The 21,793-nt window shown below is 68.2% G+C and carries 21 protein-coding genes; 8 read left to right on the forward strand and 13 right to left on the reverse strand.

What is annotated here, in order from left to right; all coding sequences use genetic code 11:
- Positions 1 to 3: 3 nt before the first annotated feature.
- From lnt to CHB64_RS03070, 5 genes are all read left to right on the forward strand, one after another.
- On the forward strand, positions 4 to 1,632 hold the full coding sequence (lnt, locus tag CHB64_RS03050; protein ID WP_089411096.1) for an apolipoprotein N-acyltransferase: 1,629 nt from the start codon (positions 4 to 6) through the stop codon (positions 1,630 to 1,632).
- A 96-nt stretch (positions 1,633 to 1,728) separates the two neighbouring features.
- Positions 1,729 to 2,157, forward strand: a complete 429-nt coding sequence (locus CHB64_RS03055) for a helix-turn-helix domain-containing protein (RefSeq protein WP_089411097.1) — start codon at positions 1,729 to 1,731, stop codon at positions 2,155 to 2,157.
- A gap of 91 nt (positions 2,158 to 2,248) precedes the next feature.
- On the forward strand, positions 2,249 to 3,421 hold the full coding sequence (metK, locus tag CHB64_RS03060) for a methionine adenosyltransferase (protein ID WP_089411098.1): 1,173 nt from the start codon (positions 2,249 to 2,251) through the stop codon (positions 3,419 to 3,421).
- Positions 3,422 to 3,574: 153 nt separating this feature from the next.
- Positions 3,575 to 4,066: a dUTP diphosphatase gene (gene dut / locus CHB64_RS03065; RefSeq protein ID WP_183233999.1), complete on the forward strand. Its 492-nt coding sequence runs from the start codon at positions 3,575 to 3,577 to the stop codon at positions 4,064 to 4,066.
- Positions 4,067 to 4,141: 75 nt separating this feature from the next.
- Positions 4,142 to 4,906: a HesA/MoeB/ThiF family protein gene (locus CHB64_RS03070; RefSeq protein WP_089411451.1), complete on the forward strand. Its 765-nt coding sequence runs from the start codon at positions 4,142 to 4,144 to the stop codon at positions 4,904 to 4,906.
- Positions 4,907 to 5,375: 469 nt separating this feature from the next.
- Here the strand turns inward: CHB64_RS03070 and CHB64_RS03080 are convergent, their stop codons facing one another.
- From CHB64_RS03080 to CHB64_RS03100, 5 genes are read right to left on the reverse strand one after another with little or no spacing between them, the layout of a single operon-like run.
- Positions 5,376 to 6,197: an enoyl-ACP reductase FabI gene (locus CHB64_RS03080; protein ID WP_089411100.1), complete on the reverse strand. Its 822-nt coding sequence runs from the start codon at positions 6,195 to 6,197 to the stop codon at positions 5,376 to 5,378.
- A 31-nt stretch (positions 6,198 to 6,228) separates the two neighbouring features.
- A complete protein-coding gene (locus CHB64_RS03085) occupies positions 6,229 to 6,432 on the reverse strand; it encodes a hypothetical protein (RefSeq protein ID WP_089411101.1) in 204 nt (67 codons plus the stop codon).
- A gap of 3 nt (positions 6,433 to 6,435) precedes the next feature.
- Entirely contained in the window at positions 6,436 to 7,656 is a 1,221-nt protein-coding gene (gene fabB, locus CHB64_RS03090; RefSeq protein WP_089411102.1) for a beta-ketoacyl-ACP synthase I, read from the reverse strand.
- A gap of 17 nt (positions 7,657 to 7,673) precedes the next feature.
- Positions 7,674 to 8,213 carry a bifunctional 3-hydroxydecanoyl-ACP dehydratase/trans-2-decenoyl-ACP isomerase gene (gene fabA, locus CHB64_RS03095; RefSeq protein ID WP_089411103.1) on the reverse strand — a complete coding sequence of 180 codons (540 nt, stop codon included), beginning with the start codon at positions 8,211 to 8,213 and terminating at the stop codon, positions 7,674 to 7,676.
- 52 nt (positions 8,214 to 8,265) lie between these two features.
- Entirely contained in the window at positions 8,266 to 8,742 is a 477-nt protein-coding gene (locus CHB64_RS03100; protein WP_159462398.1) for an SH3 domain-containing protein, read from the reverse strand.
- Positions 8,743 to 8,958: 216 nt separating this feature from the next.
- Here CHB64_RS03100 and CHB64_RS03105 point away from each other — a divergent pair, with 216 nt between their 5' ends.
- From CHB64_RS03105 to CHB64_RS03115, 3 genes are all read left to right on the forward strand, one after another.
- The gene (locus CHB64_RS03105) at positions 8,959 to 9,945 is read left to right on the forward strand and encodes a 2-hydroxyacid dehydrogenase (RefSeq protein WP_089411105.1); all 987 of its coding nucleotides are present in this window, start codon (positions 8,959 to 8,961) and stop codon (positions 9,943 to 9,945) included.
- Positions 9,946 to 10,059: 114 nt separating this feature from the next.
- Positions 10,060 to 10,680, forward strand: coding sequence for a class I SAM-dependent methyltransferase (locus tag CHB64_RS03110; RefSeq protein WP_089411452.1), 621 nt, complete (start codon positions 10,060 to 10,062; stop codon positions 10,678 to 10,680).
- 154 nt (positions 10,681 to 10,834) lie between these two features.
- A complete protein-coding gene (locus CHB64_RS03115; protein ID WP_200815207.1) occupies positions 10,835 to 11,296 on the forward strand; it encodes a DUF2141 domain-containing protein in 462 nt (153 codons plus the stop codon).
- A 7-nt stretch (positions 11,297 to 11,303) separates the two neighbouring features.
- Here CHB64_RS03115 and CHB64_RS03120 read toward each other — a convergent pair whose 3' ends face one another.
- The 8 genes from CHB64_RS03120 to infB all read right to left on the reverse strand — a co-directional run bounded on the left by CHB64_RS03120 (position 11,304) and on the right by infB (position 21,757).
- Positions 11,304 to 13,217 carry a DUF885 domain-containing protein gene (locus CHB64_RS03120; RefSeq protein WP_089411106.1) on the reverse strand — a complete coding sequence of 638 codons (1,914 nt, stop codon included), beginning with the start codon at positions 13,215 to 13,217 and terminating at the stop codon, positions 11,304 to 11,306.
- Positions 13,218 to 13,470: 253 nt separating this feature from the next.
- A complete protein-coding gene (gene pnp / locus CHB64_RS03125; RefSeq protein WP_089411107.1) occupies positions 13,471 to 15,591 on the reverse strand; it encodes a polyribonucleotide nucleotidyltransferase in 2,121 nt (706 codons plus the stop codon).
- A 262-nt stretch (positions 15,592 to 15,853) separates the two neighbouring features.
- Positions 15,854 to 16,615: a 3-hydroxyacyl-CoA dehydrogenase gene (locus CHB64_RS03130; RefSeq protein WP_089411108.1), complete on the reverse strand. Its 762-nt coding sequence runs from the start codon at positions 16,613 to 16,615 to the stop codon at positions 15,854 to 15,856.
- Between the two features lie 39 nt (positions 16,616 to 16,654).
- A complete protein-coding gene (gene rpsO / locus CHB64_RS03135) occupies positions 16,655 to 17,026 on the reverse strand; it encodes a 30S ribosomal protein S15 (RefSeq protein WP_375790371.1) in 372 nt (123 codons plus the stop codon).
- 74 nt (positions 17,027 to 17,100) lie between these two features.
- On the reverse strand, positions 17,101 to 18,033 hold the full coding sequence (gene truB / locus CHB64_RS03140) for a tRNA pseudouridine(55) synthase TruB (protein WP_089411110.1): 933 nt from the start codon (positions 18,031 to 18,033) through the stop codon (positions 17,101 to 17,103).
- Between the two features lie 83 nt (positions 18,034 to 18,116).
- On the reverse strand, positions 18,117 to 18,617 hold the full coding sequence (locus CHB64_RS03145; protein WP_089411111.1) for a GNAT family N-acetyltransferase: 501 nt from the start codon (positions 18,615 to 18,617) through the stop codon (positions 18,117 to 18,119).
- A complete protein-coding gene (gene rbfA / locus CHB64_RS03150; RefSeq protein WP_089411112.1) occupies positions 18,618 to 19,016 on the reverse strand; it encodes a 30S ribosome-binding factor RbfA in 399 nt (132 codons plus the stop codon).
- A 122-nt stretch (positions 19,017 to 19,138) separates the two neighbouring features.
- Positions 19,139 to 21,757, reverse strand: a complete 2,619-nt coding sequence (gene infB / locus CHB64_RS03155; protein WP_089411113.1) for a translation initiation factor IF-2 — start codon at positions 21,755 to 21,757, stop codon at positions 19,139 to 19,141.
- Positions 21,758 to 21,793 lie beyond the last annotated feature (36 nt).

The raw sequence follows: 21,793 nt of genomic DNA on the forward strand, positions 1-21,793 counted from the left end.
TGCGTGCTGCGGATCGCTGAGACGGATGGTCCGGCCGGCGCCGCGCGCCGGCTCGTCGACGGGCTCGACGCAGCCGCGCTGCGGCTGGCGCGGCTCGAAGGCTGGCCGCGGCGCGGCGCGGCGCTGGCGGCTGGCGTGGCGGCGGCGCTGGCCTTCGCGCCGTTCTATGCGCTGGCGCTGATGGCGGCGGGTTTTTCCGCCCTCGTTCTGCTGCTCGACGGCGCGGCCGAAGACCCGCGCCCGCGGCGGGCGGCGTTCGCGGCGGGCTGGTTTTTCGGCTTCGGCTATCATCTCGTCGGCCTTTACTGGCTCGCCTTTTCGTTCTTCGTGCAGGCGGAGGAATTCGCCTGGATGGCGCCCATCGCCGTGGCGGCCATGCCGGCCTTTCTCGGCCTGTTCTCGGGCACGGCCGCCGCGCTCGCCGTTTCCTTCCGGCGCGCCGGCTGGCGGCGGATTCTCGTTTTCGCCGCCGCGTGGATGATTCTCGAATACGCCCGCGGCCATGTGCTGACCGGCCTGCCGTGGAATCTGCCGGGCCAGGCGCTCGCAGGAACGGCGGCGGGCGCGCAGAGCGCGGCGCTTTATGGCGTATACGGACTGAGTCTCGTCGCCCTCGTCGTCGCCGGCGCGCCGGCCGCCTTCCTTGGCGCGCCGGCGCGGTCGAGAGGGGCGGCTGCGAAGGGGATCGCGGTCTCGGTCGCGTTGACCGGACTGTTGTTCGCGGCCGGCTTCGCGCGCCTGGCTTTTCCCGGCCCCGGCGATCATGACGACGCGTTCGTGCGCATCGTTCAGCCAAACATTCCGCAGCGGGAGAAAATAGATCCGGATCTCTGGGGACGGAATTTCCGTCTCCATACGGAATTGTCGAAGGGAGAGGCTCCGGGCAGGCTGTTCATCCTCTGGCCGGAGAACGCCGCGCCGCTGCTCGCCGAAGCGCCGGCCGCGCTCGACATCCTTTCGCAGGAGCTGCCCGTAAACGCGGCGCTGCTGGCGGGCTCGGTGCGGCGCGAGGAAGGCGCCGACGGGCGCTGGCGCTATTACAATTCGCTCGCCGTCGTCGCGCAAACGCCCGTCGGCCGGCGCGCCGTCGCCTATTACGACAAGCATCATCTCGTCCCGTTCGGCGAGTATCTGCCTTTCGAGACTCTTTTGCGCGCGGTCGGCCTCGCCCAGCTTGCGCCTTACGACGAGGGCTTCGCCGCGGGCGTCGGCCCGCGCACGCTCAACGCGGGGGGGCCGTCCTTTTCCCCGCTCATCTGCTACGAGGCGATCTTCCCCGGCGCGTTGCATCCCAAAGGCGAGCGGCCTGAATGGCTGGTCGCCGTGACCAACGACGCCTGGTTCGGCGACACGTCCGGGCCGCGCCAGCATCTCGATCAGGCGCGGCTGCGGGCGATCGAGTCCGGCCTGCCCATGGCGCGCGCGGCCAACACCGGCGCATCGGCGCTGATCGACGCGCGCGGACGATATGTCGCGCGTCTGCCGCTGTATGAGCAGGGCGTCATCGACGCGCCGCTGCCGCGCGCGCTCCCGCCGACGCCCTACGCGCGCTTCGGCGATCTTCCTTTCGCGCTGATGCTGGCGCTCGCCGCCGCGATCGGCCTGGCCGGCGGCGCGCGAAGGCCGCGCTGACCCGCAACCTTTGCGCGCCGGGCGAACCCTTCTATAATCAAAACAACCGTCTATGCGGCGCAGCGCGCCGGCGCCGGCGCAATCGAGGTGAGGGCCATGGGCAAGAAGTCGCCGCATCCGATCGACGTGCATGTCGGCGCGCGGGTTCGCCTGCGCCGGATGATGCTGGGCATGAGCCAGGACAAGCTCGGCGAGGCGCTGGGCCTGACGTTTCAGCAGGTCCAGAAATACGAAAAGGGCGTCAATCGCATCGGCGCGAGCCGCGTGTTCGAACTCTCGCGCATTCTCGAAGTGCCCATTCAGTATTTCTTCGACGATTTCGACGGCGCGGGCGGTTCGGCCTACGGCTTCGCGGAAGGCGAAAGCGGCGACGATTCCTTCATGAAGGTCCTGCAAACGCCCGAAGGGGTGCAGCTCTGCCGCCATTTCTTCGAGATCAGGGATCCGAAAGTGCGCCGGCGGGTGCTCGACCTCGTCAAGACGCTCGCCGACGGGGAAAAACAGGACGCGCCGGAAAAGGGCTGACCCCGCCGCCGGCATGCTATGGACAGGGGCGGGGCGGTTCGGTACAAGCCCGCGCATATAAACTTTTCCTTATATGAGGTTCCGAAGAGCGATGGCGCGCCAGTCCTATCTGTTCACCAGCGAGAGCGTTTCCGAAGGCCATCCGGACAAGGTCTGCGATCGCATTTCCGATACGATCGTCGATCTCTTTCTCGCGAAGGATCCGGTCGCGCGCGTCGCCTGCGAGACCCTGACGACCACCAACCAGATCGTGCTCGCCGGCGAGGTGCGCTCGGCCGAGCCGGCGACGCCGGAGGAAATCGAAGAGGCCGCGCGCGCCGCGGTGCGCGATATCGGCTACGAGCAGGACGGGTTCCACTGGCGCCGCGCGAAGTTTCAGAACTTCCTGCACGAACAGTCCGCGGACATCGCCATGGGCGTCGATGCGGCGGGGAACAAGGACGAAGGCGCGGGCGACCAGGGCATCATGTTCGGCTATGCGGTGAATGAAACGCCGCAGCTCATGCCGGCGCCGATTCTTTATTCGCACCAGATCCTCAAGGAGATGGCGGCGCTGCGCAAATCGGGCGCGCGCCCCGAATTCGAGCCCGACGCGAAAAGCCAGGTGACGCTGCGCTACGAGAACGGCCGGCCCGTCGCCTGCACGTCCGTCGTGGTCTCGACCCAGCATAAGGAGGGGATTGCCCCGGCCGACGTGCGCGAGCTCGTCCGTCCGATCGTGGCGGAGGTGCTCGGCCCCCTCGGCATGCCGCCGGAGGAGGAGTTCTACGTCAATCCGACCGGCAAGTTCGTCATCGGCGGGCCCGACGGCGACGCCGGGCTGACGGGGCGCAAGATCATCGTCGACACCTATGGCGGCGCGGCGCCGCACGGCGGGGGCGCCTTCTCCGGCAAGGACCCGACCAAGGTCGACCGCTCGGCCGCTTACGCGGCGCGTTATCTCGCCAAGAACGTCGTCGCGGCCGGTTTCGCCGAGCGCTGCCTCATTCAGCTTTCCTACGCCATCGGCGTGTCGAAGCCGCTCTCGGTCTATGTCGATTTCTTCGGCACGGGAACAGTCGACGAAGCGCGTATCGAAACCGCCATACGGGAGGTGATGGATCTCTCCCCCCGCGGCATCCGCACGCATCTCAATCTCAACCGGCCGATCTATGCGCGCACGGCCGCCTACGGACATTTCGGGCGCGAGCCCGAGGCCGACGGCGGCTTCTCCTGGGAGCGCACCGATCTCGTGGACGCCCTGCGCGCGGCGGCCGACGTTTGAGGGCGCGTCAGGGCTTGTGGAAAAAGCTGCGGAAAACGTTGCGGATGTCCTGCGCGGGCGGGACTTAAAACCGGCGCTCGAATTCGGGCCCGCTTTATACGATAATGCGTCCACGGATTTGACGGAGCGATCCGCCTGATGTCTTCGACGGCGATGAAAGAAAAGCCGCGCGCCGCCGAGACGGCGGGCCTGTCCGCTCCGACAGTGCGCGTGAAACGGCTCCCCCAAGGCGAGGGGCTCGACCTGCCGCGTTATGAAACGGCGCTTGCGGCCGGCTGCGACGTGCGCGCGGCCGTCCCGGAAGGCGAGCCCCTCGTTCTCAAACCGGGCGAACGGTTCATGGTTCCCACAGGCATCGCCATCGCGCTGCCGCCCGGCTGGGAAGCGCAGATGCGCCCCCGTTCCGGGCTGGCGGCCAGGCGCGGCGTCACCTGCGTCAACGCGCCCGGCACGATCGACGCCGACTATCGCGGCGAGCTGAAGGTCATCCTCATCAATCACGGCGCTGAGGATTTCGTCGTCCGTCGCGGCGACCGCATCGGTCAGCTGGTGATCGCGCCGGTCTGGCAGGCGCGTTTCGAGGAAGTCGAGACGCTCGACGAGACGGCGCGCGGCGAAGGCGGTTTCGGCTCGACCGGCGTGTAGGGCGGGGACCGGGCTTCGTCTTTCCTGCGACGGCGCATGGCGCGTGATGCGGCGGCGTCTTACATGATGCCCGGTATGACGCCCGAGCAACGCGAACGCTATCTCCGCCACGTCCTTCTCAAAGAGGTCGGCGGCCAGGGCCAGCAGAAGCTGCTGGCCGCCCGCGCGCTGGTGGTCGGCGCCGGCGGGATCGGCGCGCCGCTCATCCAGTATCTCGCCGCCGCCGGGGTCGGGACCGTCGGGATCGCCGACGACGACGCCGTGGCGCTGTCGAACCTGCAGCGCCAGGTGATCTACGGGACCGGCGACATCGGGGCGGCCAAGACCGCGCGCGCGCGCGCCGCGGTCGCGCGGCTCAATCCCGACGTGACGGTCGTCGAGCACCCCGTGCGGCTCGACGACGCGAACGCCCGCGCGGTCGTCGCCGGCTATGACGTGATCGTCGAAGGCGTCGACAACTTCGAAGGCCGTTACGTCCTCAACCGCGCGTGCATCGCCGCGCGCAAGCCGCTCGTGTCGGCCGCGGTCGGCCGTTTCGAGGGCCAGCTCGCGCTCTTCAAGCCGTGGGCGGAGCCGGGCCTTCCCTGCTATCGCTGCTTCGCGCCGGAGGCCCCGCCGCGCGACGAGCAGATCAACTGCGCCGAGGAGGGCGTGCTCGGCCCCGTCGCCGGCGTGATGGGCGCCCTCGCCGCGATGGAGGTCTTGAAGGAGATCCTCGGAATCGGCGAAACGCTCGCCGGCCGGCTCCTCATCTATCGCGGGCTCGAGACGGCGACGCGGACGGTGAAGCTGCCGGCCGATCCCGAGTGCCCGGACTGCGGCGGGATCCGGCGGGGATGATAGCGTCGCGCCGGACGCGCGGCGGACGGGCGAGCGCGCCTGTTTCGTTCGATCGGGAAGAGCGGCGCAGTCGCCTCGTCCAGCTCCCATGCGGGGTTCAGCGCGATTTCGAACGAAAGTCCTTTCGCCGTTCCGCTCGAAATCGCCCGGAGCGGGCGCGCGCCGGGCGCGCGCGCCGGCGGCCATGCCGGCCCGGTCGACCGCCCGGCGATCGGGCGCGCCTGCGGGCGGACGCGCAAGGGGCTGTGACGCAAATCCTTTCATGGCGCCCATTATGCGGCCGGGCGGAAAGGCGGGGATAACTATCCACGTTTCATCCCCGTTTTCGTGGACGGGCCGGAAAAAGAGCGCAGAATCAATCCGCTGCGAACGCCCGTCCGGGCGGCGCGCGCAGCCCCGCCGATCGAACGACGGCGCCGGATCCGCCCCGAACCAGCCTGGGCGTTCCCCCGGCTTCGCCGGGGGATATTTACTCGGCCAGCGCGTCCTCGTCGGGCATGCCGACGATGTGGAAGCCCGCATCCACATGCAGGGTCTCGCCGGTGCACGAGCGGCCGAGATCGGAGAGAAGATAGAGCGCCGCGCCGGCGACCCCGCGCACGTCGGTGTCCTCGCGCAGGGGGCTCGCCTTTCTGTTGAAAGATAACATGTGCCGGCCGGAGGAGATGCCCGCCGCGGCGAGCGTCTTGACGGGGCCGGCGGAGACGGCGTTGACGCGCACGCCCCTGGGTCCCAGATCCCGCGCGATATAGCGCATGGAGGCCTCCAGCGCGGCCTTGGCGACGCCCATGACGTTGTAGTTCGGCACGGTGCGCTCGCTGCCGAGATAGGTGAGGGTGATCATCGAGCCGCCGTTCGGCATGAGCCGCGCCGCGCGCCGGGCCGCGTCCACGAAGGAAAAGGCCGACACGTCCATCGTATCCTTGAAGTTCTGGCGGGTGGTGTTCTCGACGAAAGAACCTTCGAGCGCCGCCTTGTCGGTGAAGGCGATGGCGTGGACGAGAAAGTCGATGCTCGTCCATGCGGCCGCGACGGCGGCGAAGGCCTTGTCCATGGACTCGTCCGAGGTCACGTCGCATTCGACGATGACCGGCGCGCCGAGGCTTTCGGCGAGCGGGCGCACGCGGCGCTCCATGGCTTCGTTGAGATAGGTGAAGGCGATCTCGGCGCCCTGGGCGTGCAGCTGGCGGGCGATCGCCCAGGCGATGGAGTTCTTGTTGGCCACGCCCATGACGAGGCCGCGCTTGCCCTTCATGAGATCGCCCGATGGGAAATCCGCCGTCTCGCTCATGTTCCATCCCTTTCCATGAAAAGCGCGCTTCTCAGCCGCCCGTCCCGCCGACCTGACGCGCGATGATGAACGTCAGCACGAAATAGGCGAGCCATATGAGGGCGTAAACGCCGTATCGGGTCGCAGCGGGCAGGCGGCCGACTTCTTTTTTGAGGAGCAGCCGGAACCACCACAGGCCCGCCGTAGCGACGATCGCCGCGACGAAGGCCGCGCCGGGGTCGAAGCCCGCGCCCACCGGTCAACCGTCATGCCGGGCGACGACAAGGCAGCCGTTCGTGCCGCCGAAGCCGAAGCTGTTGGTCAGGAAGCAGTCGATCTTCGCGTTGTCGATCCGTTCCCGGACGATGGGAAGCCCCTCGAACTCCGGGTCGAGGGTTTCGATATGGGCGGACGCCGCGATGAAGTCGTGCTTCATCATGAGCAGGCAATAGATCGTCTCCTGCGCGCCGACCGCGCCGAGGGAATGGCCGGTGAGCGACTTCGTCGAGGAGAAAGGCGGAATCCTGTCGCCGAACGTCTCGCGGATCGCCTGGGTCTCCTTCGAGTCGCCGACCGGCGTGGAGGTGCCGTGGGTGTTGATGTAATCGATCGGCTGGCGGACGGTCTCGAGCGCGCCTTTCATGCAGCGCACGGCGCCTTCGCCGGACAGCTGCACCATGTCGTAACCGTCGGAATTGGCGTAATAGCCGACGATTTCGCCGTAGATCTCCGCGCCGCGCGCGATGGCGCGCTCGCGCTCTTCCAGCACCACGACGCCCGCCCCGCCGGCGATGACGAAGCCGTCGCGATCCCTGTCGTAGGCCCGGCTCGCCACGGAGGGCCGGTCGTTGAAATTCGTCGACATCGCGCCCATGGCGTCGAAGAGATTGGACATGGTCCAGTCGAGCTCTTCGCCGCCGCCGGCGAACATCACGTCCTGCTTGCCCCATATGATCTGTTCGGCGGCCGCGCCGATGCAGTGCACCGATGTGGCGCAGGCGGACGATATCGAATAGTTGACGCCGAGAATCTTGAACGGCACGGCGAGCGTCGCGGAATTGGTCGACGACATCGCCTTGGGCACGATGGTGGGGCCGATCTTCCTGGTGCCGCCGGTCTCGCGGGTCTTATCGGCGGCCTCGACGATCGCCCGCGTCGACGGCCCGCCCGAACCCATGATGATGCCCGTGCGCGGATGGCTGATTTCGTCCTCGGCCAGGCGCGCGTCCGCGATCGCCTCCTGCATGGCGATGTAGTTCCATGCTGCGCCCTCGCCCATGAAGCGCCGGACTCGCCGGTCGAGCGCGGCCTCCACATCCACCTTCGGGCGGGCGTAGACCTGGCAACGGAAGCCGTGCTCGGCGAACTCCTCGGCGAAGGTGACGCCCGAGCGCCCCTCGCGCAGCGCTTCGGTCGTCTCCGCGGCGTTCGCGCCGATGGAGGAGACGACGCCGATGCCAGTGATGACGACGCGACGCATATGTTCAATCCGGTTCGTCAAGCGCCGGCGCCGACCGCGCCCCCGCGCAGCTGTTCCTCGGAGAACAGGCCGACCCGCAGATCGCGCGCCTCGTAAATCGGGCGGTCGTCGACGAATACCGCGCCGTCGGCGATGCCCAGAATGAGATGCCGGTTCATTACGCGGCGAATGTCAATCGCGTAGCGCACAAGACGCGCGTCGGGCAGCACCATGCCTGAAAACTTGACTTCCTTCGCGCCCAGCGCGCGTCCTTTGCCCGGCAGCCCGGACCAGGTGAGAAAGAATCCCACAAGCTGCCACAGCGCGTCGAGTCCAAGGCAGCCCGGCATCACCGGATCGCCCGGAAAATGACATTCGAAGAACCAGAGGTCCGGGTTGATGTCGAGCTCGGCGACGACCCGCCCCCGGCCGTAAGCGCCGCCGTCGCGCCCGATCTCGGTGATGCGATCGAACATCAGCATGGGCGGCGTGGGAAGCTGCGCCGAGCCGGGCCCGCGCAGGCCGCGAAGGCCGCATTCGAGAAGTTCTTCGCGCGTGAAGCTCGATTTATCCGACATGAACCGCTCGGTGACTCCTGCCGGCGCTTGGTAGTCGCCTGTCGGGCGCCGGTCAATTGTGCGGAGCAACAGAAAGGTCGGCGCCCCACAGCCCGCCGCGCTCGGCCCACCCGCGCACCCCGCCGGCGGCGATTCGCAGCCAGCCGTCCTGGCGGCGCTCGATCTTCGCCATGACGCCGGGGGCGAGACGCGCCCGCGCCGGCGCCTGCGCATCGGGCCGGGCGCGCAATGTGGTTTCCGTCTGCGCGATCACATGAGAGACCTGGCCCAGCATGGTCTTGTGGATCCAGCATTCGGCGCCTTCGACGTCGCGGATCTTGCGCCAATGGTCGACGGTTTCGGCCACGACCAGCACCGGCGCGCCGGCGCGCACGTAGCGCGCCGTCACGGGATGGTCGAAGCTGGGGCCCGCGCGGCAGTAGGTCTCATCGCTCTTGAGGCTCACGAAACGCGGCACGGGCTCGCCGGACGGCGTGTTGGTGCGCCGCGCCGGCCGGGCGGAAAGAGCGTCTGCGGGCCCTGCAGCCATGGCGGGCCCGGCTTGCGCCGCGGCCGGCGCCGCGGTCAAATGAACGATGAGAACCAGCGTTTTCAGGGACGCGATCGCAAGGCGGCGCATCGTTCGGACTCGACGAAACATGTCAGGCGCGATTAACAAACCCTTTCCATGGCGCAGGGCCGTTAACGTCAGGTTAACCGACGCTCATCGGACCGCGCCCAGCGGAAAAAGGATCGTCGCGCGCGCATGACGCAAGCCCGGCTCAAAGTCGCGGTGACCCGCAAGCTTCCTGATCCGGTGGAAGCGCGCATGGCCGAACTGTTCGACGCGACGTTCAATTTCTCGGACGAGCCCCTGTCGCCGGCGGCGCTGATCGAGGCCGCGCGCGGCTGCGACGTGCTCGCGCCGACTCTGGGCGACCGGCTGGACGCGGCGTTTTTCGACGCCGCAGGAGATCGCCTCAGGCTCGTCGCGAATTTCGGCGCCGGCGTCGATCACATCGACGTCGCGGCCGCCGGCGCGCGCGGGATCACGGTCACCAACACGCCCTCGGTGCTCGCCGAGGACGCGGCCGACATGGCGATGGCGCTGATTCTCGCCGTGCCGCGCCGTCTCGTCGAAGGCGTCAAGGCGCTTGAGGAGGGGCGCTTTCAGGGCTGGTCGCCGACCTGGATGCTGGGCCGGCGGGTGCGCGGCAAGAAGCTCGGAATCATCGGGCTCGGACGCGTGGGCCAGGCGATCGCGCGCCGGGCGCGCGCCTTCGGGCTGTCGATCCATTATCACAACCGCGCGCCGATCAATCCGCATGTGGAGGAAGAGCTCGAGGCGACCTACTGGGAAAGCCTCGACCAGATGCTCGCGCGGATGGACATCGTCTCGGTGAATTGTCCGCATACGCCAGCGACCTATCATCTTCTGTCGCGCCGTCGGCTCGAGCTGTTGCAGCCGCACGCTTATGTGGTGAACGTCTCACGCGGCGAGATCATCGACGAGGCCGCCCTGTCGGACATGATTGCGGACGGACGGCTGGCCGGCGCCGGCCTCGACGTCTTCGAGCGCGAGCCGCAGCCCAATCCGAAGCTCATGGCCGCGCCCAACGTCGTGCTGTTGCCGCACATGGCTTCGGCGACGGTCGAAAGCCGCATCGAGATGGGCGAGCGCGTCATCATCAATATACGGATGTTCGCCGACGGCCATAAGCCGCCGGACCGGGTGATTCCGGGGCTGGACTGAACGCCCCGCCGTTCGGCTTCCGCCGAAAGTCAGGCGCCATGCGGGCCGAAAGCAGGACGCGCCGCTCCGCGGCGGCGATAGGCTTGCGCCCGGTCTATGGAGGAGCGACGCGCGATGGGATTTTACCGGGATCATATCGAGCCGGCGCTGGTGGACTTCGCCTGCGGGCTCAAGCCGGTCCGGCGCGAGAGAGCGGCGATCGCGCCGCTGGCGCGGGGCCGCGTGCTCGAGGTCGGCTTCGGCTCCGGCCGGAACGCGCCCTATTACGACCGAAGCGCGATCACCCGCCTGTTCGCGCTTGAGCCTTCCGAAGCGATGCGGCGCAAGGCGGCGCGGCGGATCGCCGATCTTCCCTTTCCCGTCGAATGGCTCGATCTGCCGGGCGAGGAAATCCCTCTCGACGACGCAAGCGTCGACACCGTGCTCGTCACCTACACACTGTGCACCATTCCCGATGTCGCCAGGGCGCTCGCCGGCATGCGCAGGGTGCTGAAGCCGGGCGGGCGGTTGGCGTTTCTGGAGCATGGCCGGGCCCCCGATCCGGGCGTCGCGCGCTGGCAGGATCGGCTAAACGGCGTCTGGGGCCGGCTCGCCGGCGGCTGCAATCTCAATCGCGATCCGGTCGCGCTGATCGAGCGCGCAGGCTTCAGGATCGAGCGGGCGGACCGCCATTACGCGCGCGGCGCGCCGCGCTTCGCCGGCTACATGTCCGCCGGCCTCGCCGTACCCCGCTAAGCCGGTTTCTGCGGCGCCTGCGCAACAGCGGATGGCCTTCGCCGGCGCCTCGCGGGGAAATGAATAATTTTAAGTTGAATGGAACGGTTTTCCCATAGTTTAAGCCGGTCCGACTTCGTCGTCCGCCCGCGGGCTGTTCACGACAGGAATCGACATGGCGGCGCGCGCCTTCATGATTGCGATGGCGGCCTGGCCGCTGGCGGCCGGCCCGGTCTCGGCCGACGGCGCGCCGGGCCTCGAGTCCTTCGCCGAGGCCGAGGCTCTCGTGCGGGCCCTTGGCGCGGACGCGCCGGCCGGCGCGGCTGTCCGCCTCATGGTTTACGACGATCCGGGCGCGTTTCTGGAAGAGACGGCGGCGAAATACGAGGCGCGCCTCGACGACGAAGGCGTCGCGCGCCTGTCGCTGGCCGCGCTCGCGCCCGGCCCTTACGCCTTCGTGGCTTATCTCGACGAAAACGGCGACGGCCGGCTCAATCGCGGCGGCCTGCTCGGCAGGCCGAAAGAGCCTTACGCCTTCTCCAACGGCGTAAAGCCGAAACTGCGCCGGCCGCGCTTCGAGGAGGCCAAAATCGATGTCGCGCCCGGCGCGGTGGTCGTCATCACCCTCGAGAACTGACGCCGTTTCAGCCCTGCCGCTGCGCGGCGATCCAGGCCCGCACCCGCCGTTCGAGGACCGGTAAGGGCGTCGAGCCCGCCACCAGAACCTGGTCGTGGAAGGCCCGGATGTCGAACTTCTCGCCCAGCGCCGTCTCGGCTTCCTGGCGCAGGGCGTTGATGCGGATCATGCCGAGCTTGTAGGAGCACGCCTGCCCCGGCCAGACGGCGTAACGCTCGATCTCGCGCGTGACGGAGGCGCGCGTCTCGCCGGTGGTCTCGACCATATAGTCGATCGCCTCTTCGCGGGTCCAGCGCTTGTGGTGAAGGCCGGAATCGACCACCAGCCGCGCGGCGCGGAAAAGCTCCGACTGCAGACGGCCGAGGTCGCCGACGGGATCGTCCGCATACATCCCCATTTCCGCCGCGAGCTGCTCGGCGTAAAGCGCCCAGCCTTCGGTGTATTCGGAAAAGCCCATCATGTTGCGGATAAGCGGCATGTCGCTGATCGACCGCTGAAGCGCGATCTGGAAGTGATGGCCGGGAACCGCTTCGTGATAGGTGAGCGTTTTCAGCGTGTGCTTCGGCCAGTCGGCGGTGTCCTTCAGGTTGATCCAGTAGATCCCGGGGCGCGTCCCGTCGAGCGACGGGCCGGTGTAATAGCCGCCGGGCGCGGAATCCTGCTCATAGATCGGAATGCGGCGAACCTCGACCGGCTGGGGCGGAATCGTCGCGAACCATTCCGGCGCGAGCGCCATGATCGCGTTCACTTGCGCGCGCAGCTCGTTGAGCAGCGTTTCACGGCCTGCGTCCGTGTTCGGATAAACCATGCCGGGCCGGGCGGCGATCTGCCGGAAGCGCTCGGCGACCGTCCCTTCGGCCAGCCCCTGCGCGCGCAGAATGGCGTCCATCTCGGCCGTGATGCGCGCGACCTCGGCGAGGCCGAGCTGGTGCACGTCTTCGCCGGTCATCGTCCCGGCGCCGTAAGAGGCCAGGGCGAGCTGGTAGAACGCCTCGCCCTCTTCGCCGAGGCGCCAGACGCCGGCGTCCGAACCCGCCTGCGGAACAAGCGCTTCGAGGGCCGCGGCGAGGCGGGCGTAGGCCGGATAGACGACCGTTTCGACGAGCTCCTCGGCGCGGGCGCGGTAGCGCGCCCGTTCCTCGTCCGTGAGCGCGTTCAAGGCCTCCATCTTGTCGGCGAGCGCGGTCGTCAGCGGATTGAGCGCCGGCGCCGGCTTGGTCAGCTCGCGAATCGAGCGAACCGCGCCTTCGAGCGCGAAAGCCGGCGGGACGACGCCGAGCGCCGCGTCCGCGCCGATCGTCTCGATCACTTCGTCGAACACGCGGCCGAACTCGCCGAGCCGGGACAGATAGGCTTCGACGTTTTCCTTCGAATCGATCGGATGCTGGGTCTGAAGCAGCCGGGGCAGCAAAAGATGCGGGCCCGAAAGCTGGGTGACGATATAGGGCGAGCCCGCGCCCCAGACGGTCGCGCCGCCGAAATCGAACTGATTGCGCCGCGCGCCAAGCTCGTAAGCGTTCTTCAGAACGTCATAGGTGACGGCGGCCGTTCCTTTGAGGCCGGCGCGGTCGAAAGACTTCAGCTCCTGCAGAAACTGCTCGTTCAGCGCGCGCGCGCGCTGATTGGCTTCGAAACCGTAATCGCCCAGCCGCGCGTTGTAGCCTTCGCCGGCGATCTCTTCCGAGACGCCGAGTGAGGTGGCGAATTCCGGCGATTCGCGCAGCACCAGCGCGGCGTGACGATCGGCCATTTCGAGAAAAGCCGTAGACGGATCGGCCTGCTGCGCGGACGCCGGCGCGCCGCGCGCGGCCTGCGCCGGCTGCTCTGCGGATCGCTCCCCGCAGCCCGCGAGCGCGAAGGATAAAACGGCTGCGGCCAGAAGGGCGCGTTTCGAAACGGTCGGTGCGATGCGGTGCGCCATAGTCACCCCCGATGGCGTGTCTGCTGATTCCCTCAAGAAATCTTACCCCGCCGCGCCGGCGGGACGGAGTCTTTATTGTAAATTCCTTGCGATGCGTGGCGTGAAAACCGCAATTCCGCGCCGTCGAGCATTGTTCAGGAAATACAGCCCGTTGCATCGGTCCGGGCGCATGAAGCGCGCCGACGGGCCGGGCGCGAAAAAGGGGCCCGGCGCGGCCGGACCCCTCTGTTGAAAACGCAAATGGCGCGCCGGCTCAGCTCGCGGCCTGCTCGATCTCCTTGCCGGTCTTTTGGTCCACGACCTTCATCGACAGGCGCACCTTGCCGCGGTCGTCGAAGCCGAGAAGCTTCACATAGACCTCGTCGCCTTCCTTCACGACGTCGGTCGTCTTCTCGGGCCGGCCGTGGGCGAGCTGCGAGATGTGCACCAGCCCGTCGCGCGAGCCGAAGAAATTCACGAAGGCGCCGAAGTCGACGATCTTGACGACCTTGCCCTTGTAGACGCGCCCGACCTCGGGCTCGGCCACGATCGACTGGATCCATTCATAGGCCGCCTGGATCTTGGCCTTGTCGGCGGAGGCGATCTTCACCAGGCCGTCGTCGTTGATGTCGATCTTGGCGCCGGTCTTTTCGACGATCTCGCGGATGACCTTGCCGCCCGTGCCGATGACCTCGCGGATCTTGTCGGTCGGGATCTGCATGGTCTCGATGCGCGGCGCGTAGGGGCCGAGATCGCCGCGCGCGCGGTCGAGCGCCTTGGCCATCTCGCCGAGGATGTGCATCCGGCCTTCCTTCGCCTGGGCGAGGGCGACGCGCATGATCTCTTCGGTGATGCCGGCGATCTTGATGTCCATCTGCAGCGAGGTCACGCCGGCCTCGGTGCCGGCGACCTTGAAGTCCATGTCGCCCAGATGGTCCTCGTCGCCGAGAATATCGGACAGCACCGCATAGCGGTCGCCTTCCAGAATAAGGCCCATGGCGATGCCCGCCACGGGCCGCGTCACCGGCACGCCGGCGTCCATCAGCGCGAGCGACGTGCCGCACACCGTGGCCATGGAGGACGAGCCGTTCGACTCGGTGATCTCGGACACCACGCGGATCACATAGGGAAACGCTTCCTGCGAGGGGATCACCGCCCGCATCGCCCGCCAGGCGAGCTTGCCGTGGCCGATCTCGCGCCGCCCGGCGCCGCCGAGCCGGCCCGTCTCCCCGACCGAATAGGGCGGGAAGTTGTAGTGCAGCATGAAGGTTTCCTTGTAGGTGCCGGAAAGGGCGTCGACGAACTGCTCGTCCTCGCCGGTCCCAAGGGTGGCGACCACCAGGGCCTGAGTCTCGCCGCGGGTGAACAGCGCGCTGCCGTGGGTGCGCGGCAGAACGCCCGCCTCCGCGACGATCGGGCGGATGGTTTTCGTGTCCCGCCCGTCGATGCGCCGGCCGGTCTCGAGTATGTCCGTGCGCACGATGTCGGCTTCGATGTCCTTGAACAGCGAGCCTAGCGTGACGGGGGAGAGCGCGTTCTCGTCGTCCTCGCGGCAGAAGACCTCGGCGGCCTTGGCCTTCGCCTCGGCGATCTTCTGCTGGCGATCCTGCTTGCGCTGCTCCTTGTAGGCGGCGCGCAGGTCGTCCTCGACGAGCGCGCGGATCTTCTTTTCGTACTCGGAATAATCCGGCGTCTCGAAGCTCCACGGCTCCTTGGCGCTTTCCTCGGCGAGGTCGATGATGAGATTGATGACGTCCTGCATCTGCCTGTGCCCGAACATCACCGCGCCGAGCATGTCGTCCTCGGAAAGCTCCTTGGCTTCCGACTCGACCATCATCACGGCGTTCGCCGTGCCGGCGACGACGAGATCGAGCCTTGTGTCCGCCATCTGGTCGAGAGTCGGGTTGAGCACGAACTCGCCGTTGATATGGCCGACGCGGGCCGCGCCGACGGGTCCAAGGAACGGAATGCCCGAAAGCGTGAGCGCGGCCGAGGACGCGATCATCGCGACGATGTCGGGATCGTTTTCAAGATCGTGGGAGACGACCGTGGCGATGACCTGCACCTCGTTCTTGAAGCCCTTGGCGAAAAGCGGGCGGATCGGCCGATCGATGAGGCGCGAGGTGAGGGTTTCTTTCTCGGTGGGCCGGCCCTCGCGCTTGAAATAGCCGCCTGGCACGCGGCCGGCGGCGTAGAATTTCTCCTGGTAATGGACCGTAAGCGGAAAGAAGTCGAACTTGGGGTCCGGCTCCTTCGCGGCGACGACCGTGGCGAGCACGGTGGTGTCGCCATAGGTGGCGAGCACCGCGCCGTCCGCCTGGCGCGCGATGCGCCCGGTCTCGAGGGTCAGCGTGCGGCCGCCCCATTCGATGGATTTTCTGACGATTTCAAACATGCGTTTCGTTTCTCTCTTCGGTCTGGCGCCGCGCGCAAGATACGGCGTCGCGGGATGTTCGGGCGAATAGCGAATAGGGAACAGCGGACGGCGCGGCGGGGATCGTTCGCTGTTCGCTACTCACTATTCGCCCTTGCGACGGGCCTTCCTTGCGACAAGGCCCTGTTGGCGAGCGACGACCCGCGAATGGAGACGGCGAACGGGGCGCGCCTTGTCAGCAGGCGTCCGTTCGTTCGCAAGCCAGTCGCGGTTCGTCATTCGCTCACTTCGGCTGCATGCGGATCGCGCCGTCGAGCCTGATGACGGCGCCGTTCAGCATGACGTTTCGGCAAATCTCGACCGCCAGCGAAGCGAACTCCGCCGGCCGCCCGAGCCGCTTTGGAAAGGGAACCATCGCGGCGAGCGCTTCCTGAATCTTGGGGTCCATGCCCGCCATCATGGGCGTTTCGAAAATCCCCGGCGCGATGGTGTTGCACCGCACGCCGGCGTTCATCAGATCGCGCGCGACCGGCAGGGTCATCGCCGCCACGGCGCCCTTCGACGCCGAATAGGCGGCCTGCCCGATCTGCCCTTCGAAGGCGGCGACCGAGGCGGTGTTGATGATGACGCCGCGCTCGCCGTCCTCAAGCGGGTCGAGCTTCTCCATTTCCGCCGCGACGAGACGGATGCAGTTGAAGGCGCCGATCAGGTTGACCTCGATCACCTTCCGGAAGCTGTCGAGACGGTGGGGGCCGTTCTTGCCGACGGTCTTTTCTCCGATCGCGATTCCGGCGCAGTTGACCAGCACGCGCGGCGTCCCGATCGCGTCCAGGGTGTTCGCGAGCGCGGCCTGCACGCTTTGTTCGTCGGCGACGTTCGCGGAACAGAAGACGCCGCCGAGCTTTTCGGCCAGCGCCTCGCCCTTATCCGCGTTGAGATCCCAGATCGCGACCTTCGCGCCCTCGCGCGCGAGCGCCTCGGCGGTCGCGGCGCCGAGGCCGGAAGCGCCGCCGGTGACGATGGCCGAAGCGGCGGAGAGTTTCATCGGGTCTTCTTCCTTTCGCGCTTCCCGGGCCGGGCGCGGTCAGCGCCGCAGGCCGAGCCGCTCGATCAGAGTCTTGTAACGCGCTTCGTCGCAGCGCTTGACGTAATCGAGCAGCCGCCGGCGCTGCGAGACCAGCTTCAGCAGCCCGCGGCGGGAATGGTTGTCCTTCTTGTGGTCCTTGAAGTGCTCGGTGAGGTTGGCGATTCGCTCCGACAGGATCGCGATCTGCACCTCGGGCGAGCCGGTGTCGCCAGGCTTGGCGGCGAATTCCTTGATGAGCTGGGCCTTGCGCTCAGGCGTGATCGACATTCTTCGCTCCACGGCGTCGGGACGATGCCGGCCCTGCCGGGACGCCGTCCAGCAGGGTCGAGATATGATCGGGCTTATGGCGGATCGACGCCGGGAAAGCAAGCCGCGCGGGAGAGGAGGAGAAACAGGCGCGCAGGCGGAACGGCGCCCGCCCACGGCGCCCGGCTTCTTAAGAATTAAGGATTGAACACCCGCACCGGCTTGAGCTTGAGCCCGTCGAGTTCGCAGATGGCGACCGCCTCGCCATGCAGCGAGGCGAGCACCGCCGGCACGCGCCCGGCCTCGCCGGCGCGCACGCCGCGCGCGGTCGCAGGCGAGAGGACCGCCGGCTGGCCGCGCCGCAGCCTTTCGGCTTCGGGCCCGCCGATCGCCGCCTGCGGCAGGCCGGCGAGGGCGGCTTCGACCGGCAGCAGCGCCGCGTCGCGCGCCTCTGGCCCCTCCATCGTCTCGAGCGCGTCGAGCGTGACCGCCTCCTCGGCGCGGAACGGGCCGACCGCCGTCCGCCGCAGGGCGCTGACATGGCCTTCCGTGCCGAGGGCGCGGGCCATGTCGCGCACGAGCGCGCGCACATAGGCGCCCTTGCCGGTGACGGCTTCGAACACGGCATGGTCGGGATCGGGCGTGTCGATCAGACGCAGCTCGCGAATCTCGACACGGCGCGGCTTAAGCGCGACCGTTTCGCCCTCGCGGGCGAGGTCGTAGGCGCGCTCGCCGGCGACCTTGACGGCGGAGAACTGCGGGGGAACCTGTTCTATCTCGCCGGTGAAACGCGCGAGGACCGCCTCGATCGCCGCCGCGTCGGGGCGGCGGTCGGCGCGGGCGATCACCGCGCCTTCGGCGTCGTCGGTCGCCGTCGCCGCGCCCCAGCGGGCGGTGAAGCGATAGACCTTCGCGGCCTCCATCACATAGGGCGCGGTCTTGGTGGCCTCGCCGAAGGCGATGGGCAGCACGCCCGTCGCCAGCGGGTCGAGCGTGCCGGCGTGGCCGGCCTTCTGGGCCTGGAACAGCCATTTCGCCTTCGCGACGGCTTCGGTCGAGCCGAGGTCATAAGCCTTGTCGAGCACCAGCCAGCCCGAAACCGGGCGGCCCTTCTTGCGGCGTCTTCCCATTGATCCTGCTTCCTTCCGCGGCGCCGCGCGGATCGAACGGGCGGCGCCGATGGGGCGCGTTGAAACAGCCGCGCACGGCGCGGTCAAGCCGGACGATCGAAGCGCATGACCAGGCAGTCGTCCTCGCCGAACCGGCGGCGCTCGACCGGGCGAAAGCCGATCCGCTCATAGAAGCGGATGGCGCGCGCATTGGAGGCCAAAGGGTCGATGATCACCGCCCTGACGGCGGGGTCGGCGAAGGCGCGCGCGAGGGCGAGACGCATCATCTGCGCGCCGACGCCGCGCCCGCGATCCCGCGCCTCGCCGATCCAGATGTCCAAGGCGCGAAGGCCGCTCTCGCAGTCGCCCCAGTAATGGGTTTCCTCAAGCGCCGGATCGATGTCGCAGACGACGCCGACGGGCCGCCCGTCCTCCTCGAAGATCAAAATCTCGCTGAACGGATCATTTCGTTCGATCTCGGCGCGCCAGTCGGTTCGCCCGACGTCGTTGGGATTCGACGCGATCACGTCGGGGTCTTCGTCCCAGCGTTCGAGGAATCGCGCATCGTCCGGACGCGCCTTGCGCCATGTGATCGAGCCCGGCATTCAGTCGTCCTTGCCCAGGTCGCGGCGCACTTTCGGGCTCGCCAGCAGCTCGTCGACGCGGCGCGCTTCGGCGAAGCTTTCATCGGCGACGAAGCGCAGCGCGGGGGTGAATTTCATGTCGATCCTGCGGCCCAAAAGGCCGCGGAGATAGGGCGCGATCCTGTTGAGCGCCGAGACCACTTCTTTTTCATGCGCGCCGCCGAGCGGCGTGCAGAAGACGGTCGCCTGTTTGAGGTCGGGGCTCAGGCGCGCCTCGCTCACCGTGATCGACACGCCTTCGAGCGCCGGCTCGCGCAGATCCTCGCGCTGGAAAATCTCCACGAGCGCGTGGCGGACGAGCTCGCCCGCGCGCAGCTGGCGCTGCGAGGGGCCTTTCGAGGAAGAGAACTTTCTGCCCATCGGCGTTCACCGTAGCTGGAAGCGGGAAAGAGAAGCCGAAAGCGCGAGAAACGCGGCGCCCGCGCGCGAAATCATCGCGTTCGCTTTTCGCCGCGCTCGTCTCGCCGCGCGCGTTCGTCCGCCTACAGCGTCCGCTTGATCTTCTCGACAGAGAAGCACTCGATCACGTCGCCCTGCTTGAGGTCGTCGTAATTGGCGAAGCTCATGCCGCATTCCTGGCCGGCGACGACTTCGTTCACGTCGTCCTTGAAGCGTTTGAGCTGGGACAGCTCGCCTTCGTGGATGACCGTGTCGTCGCGGATGAGGCGCACCTTCGCGCCGCGGCGCACGACGCCTTCCGTGACCCGGCAGCCGGCGACCTTGCCGACCTTGGAGATGTTGAAGACCTCGAGAATCTCGGCGTTGCCGAGGAAGGTCTCGCGCAGCTCCGGCTCGAGCATGCCGGTCAGCGCGCCTTTGATGTCGTCGATCAGCTCGTAGATGATCGAATAATAGCGGATCTCCACGCCTTCGCGCTGGGCGCGCTCGCGCGCGTCCTTGTTGGCGCGCACATTGAAGCCGATCACCGGCGCGCCCGAGGCGCCGGCGAGAATGACGTCGCTTTCCGATACGCCGCCGACGCCGGTGTGCAGAATCCGCACGCGCACCTCGTCCGTCGACAGCTTGTCGAGCGAGCCCACGATGGCTTCGACCGAGCCCTGCACGTCGCCCTTGATGACGAGCGGCAGCTCCTTGATCTCGGCGTCGCGAAGCTGCGCCATCATCTGTTCGAGCGAGGCCGCGCCGGCCGTCTTCGCGCTCGCCTTCTCGCGCTTCTTGCGCTGGCGATACTCGGCGATTTCGCGCGCGCGCGCTTCGGACTCGACGACGGCGAAGCGGTCGCCGGGCTCGGGCACGCCGTCGAGGCCGAGCACTTCCACCGGCTGGGCGGGCAGGGCTTGCGAAAGCTGCTGGCCGCGCTCGTCGATCAGGGCGCGGATCTTGCCCCATTCCGAGCCGACGACGACCACGTCGCCGCGCTTCAGCGCGCCGCGCTGGATGAGGAAGGTGGCGACCGGGCCGCGCCCCTTGTCGAGGCGCGCCTCGACGACGGAACCCTCCGCGGCGCGGTCGGGATTGGCCTTCAGCTCGAGAAGCTCCGCCTGCAGAAGAATCGCTTCGAGCAGCCCGTCGAGATTCTGTTTCTTAAGCGCCGAGACTTCGACGTCCTGCACGTCGCCGCCGAGGCTTTCGACCTGGATCTCATGTTGCAACAGGTCGGTCCTGACCCGCTGCGGGTCGGCGTCCGGCCTGTCGATCTTGTTGATGGCGACGATGATCGGCACGCCGGCGGCCCGGGCGTGGCTGATCGCCTCGACCGTCTGCGGCATGATCGAATCGTCGGCGGCCACGACGAGCACGACGATGTCGGTCACCTGGGCGCCGCGGGCGCGCATCTGGGTGAAGGCGGCGTGGCCGGGCGTGTCGAGAAAGGTGATCTTGCGCCCGCCTTCCAGTTCGACCTGATAGGCGCCGATATGCTGGGTGATGCCGCCGGCCTCGCGCGCGACGACGTCGGTCTGGCGCAGGGCGTCGAGCAGCGACGTCTTGCCGTGATCGACATGGCCCATGACGGTGACCACCGGCGGGCGCGGCTTCATGTCGGCGGGATCGTCGGGCGGGCCGAACAGGCCTTCCTCGATGTCGGCCTCCGCGACGCGTTTGACGCTGTGGCCGAGCTCGACGGCGATGAGCTCGGCGGTGTCGGCGTCGAGCGTGGCGTTGGCCGTGACCATCTGGCCCTGCTTCATCAGCTCCTTGACCAGATCGACCGCGCGCATGGCCATGCGCTGGGCGAGCTCCTGCACGGTGATGGTTTCGGGGATGACCACTTCGCGCACCACCGCCTGGCGTTCGCCGCGCTGCTGGCGGGCGAGCTTCTCGCGCTCGCGCGCGCGGCGCACCGAGGCGAGCGAGCGCTGGCGTTCGTCGTCGTCGAGGGCGTTGGAGATGGTCAGCTTGCCGGTGCGCCGGCGGGGCTCTTCCTTGGTCTTGGCGGCCTCGCCGCGGCGTTCCTCGACCAGCTTGCGCTTGGTCTTGAGCCGGCCGCCGAGCTGGGCGAGGGGGTTGTCGGCCTCGGCGACGCGGACGGTCGCCTCCGCGCCGTCGTCGCGGCCCTTGCCGCGCGCCTCGGCCTTGGCTGCGTTGCGTTTCTTGCGCTCGCGCTCTTCTTCCTCGAGGGCCTGGCGGGCTTCTTCTTCGGCGCGCTGGCGGGCTTCGGCCTCGCGCCGGCGCCGCTCTTCCTCTTCGGCCTGCCGCTGGCGGTCCTCTTCGAGCCGGCGCCGCTCCTCGGCCTCGCGCGCCTCGCGTTCGGCGCGTTCGGCCTCCTCGCGCTTGCGGCGCTCGGCTTCTTCCTGGCGCGCCTTGATGAGGGCCGCGGCGCGCGCCTGCTTTTCCTCTTCGGAGAGCGTGCGCAGCACCGCGCCGGCGGGCTTTTTCTCTTCGACGGCCTTTTCCGGGGCGGCCTTTTCCGCGGCGGCTTTCCTGGCTTTCGGCGCGGCCTTCTGCTCCGGCGCGCCGGCCTCGGCCTTCTTCACGCCGAGCACGCCCCCGCGCCGGCGCTTGGTCTCGACCACCACGGTCTTGGTGCGCCCGTGCGAAAAGCTCTGCTTGACCGCGCCGCGTTCGGTGCGGCGCAGGGAAAGCGGGCGGCGGCCGGTCTTCGGCGCGGCTTCGGTTTTCGTATCGACGTCGTCGCTCATCAAAACTCCGTTTTCGCCGCGGCGCGCGGCGGGCTC

The organism is Amphiplicatus metriothermophilus, assembly GCF_900199215.1.
Lineage (GTDB): Bacteria > Pseudomonadota > Alphaproteobacteria > Caulobacterales > Parvularculaceae > Amphiplicatus > Amphiplicatus metriothermophilus.

What these genes read in the sequence shown, in the direction of transcription:
- CHB64_RS03055 (WP_089411097.1), top strand. Translation starts at nt 1,729, where the DNA reads ATGGGCAAGAAGTCGCCGCATCCGATCGACGTGCATGTCGGCGCGCGG.
- metK (WP_089411098.1), top strand. Translation starts at nt 2,249, where the DNA reads ATGGCGCGCCAGTCCTATCTGTTCACCAGCGAGAGCGTTTCCGAAGGC.
- dut (WP_183233999.1), top strand. Translation starts at nt 3,575, where the DNA reads ATGAAAGAAAAGCCGCGCGCCGCCGAGACGGCGGGCCTGTCCGCTCCG.
- CHB64_RS03070 (WP_089411451.1), top strand. Translation starts at nt 4,142, where the DNA reads ATGACGCCCGAGCAACGCGAACGCTATCTCCGCCACGTCCTTCTCAAA.
- CHB64_RS03080 (WP_089411100.1), bottom strand. Translation starts at nt 6,197, where the DNA reads ATGAGCGAGACGGCGGATTTCCCATCGGGCGATCTCATGAAGGGCAAG.
- fabB (WP_089411102.1), bottom strand. Translation starts at nt 7,656, where the DNA reads ATGCGTCGCGTCGTCATCACTGGCATCGGCGTCGTCTCCTCCATCGGC.
- fabA (WP_089411103.1), bottom strand. Translation starts at nt 8,213, where the DNA reads ATGTCGGATAAATCGAGCTTCACGCGCGAAGAACTTCTCGAATGCGGC.
- CHB64_RS03100 (WP_159462398.1), bottom strand. Translation starts at nt 8,742, where the DNA reads ATGGCTGCAGGGCCCGCAGACGCTCTTTCCGCCCGGCCGGCGCGGCGC.
- CHB64_RS03105 (WP_089411105.1), top strand. Translation starts at nt 8,959, where the DNA reads ATGACGCAAGCCCGGCTCAAAGTCGCGGTGACCCGCAAGCTTCCTGAT.
- CHB64_RS03110 (WP_089411452.1), top strand. Translation starts at nt 10,060, where the DNA reads ATGGGATTTTACCGGGATCATATCGAGCCGGCGCTGGTGGACTTCGCC.
- CHB64_RS03115 (WP_200815207.1), top strand. Translation starts at nt 10,835, where the DNA reads ATGGCGGCGCGCGCCTTCATGATTGCGATGGCGGCCTGGCCGCTGGCG.
- CHB64_RS03120 (WP_089411106.1), bottom strand. Translation starts at nt 13,217, where the DNA reads ATGGCGCACCGCATCGCACCGACCGTTTCGAAACGCGCCCTTCTGGCC.
- pnp (WP_089411107.1), bottom strand. Translation starts at nt 15,591, where the DNA reads ATGTTTGAAATCGTCAGAAAATCCATCGAATGGGGCGGCCGCACGCTG.
- CHB64_RS03130 (WP_089411108.1), bottom strand. Translation starts at nt 16,615, where the DNA reads ATGAAACTCTCCGCCGCTTCGGCCATCGTCACCGGCGGCGCTTCCGGC.
- truB (WP_089411110.1), bottom strand. Translation starts at nt 18,033, where the DNA reads ATGGGAAGACGCCGCAAGAAGGGCCGCCCGGTTTCGGGCTGGCTGGTG.
- CHB64_RS03145 (WP_089411111.1), bottom strand. Translation starts at nt 18,617, where the DNA reads ATGCCGGGCTCGATCACATGGCGCAAGGCGCGTCCGGACGATGCGCGA.
- rbfA (WP_089411112.1), bottom strand. Translation starts at nt 19,016, where the DNA reads ATGGGCAGAAAGTTCTCTTCCTCGAAAGGCCCCTCGCAGCGCCAGCTG.
- infB (WP_089411113.1), bottom strand. Translation starts at nt 21,757, where the DNA reads ATGAGCGACGACGTCGATACGAAAACCGAAGCCGCGCCGAAGACCGGC.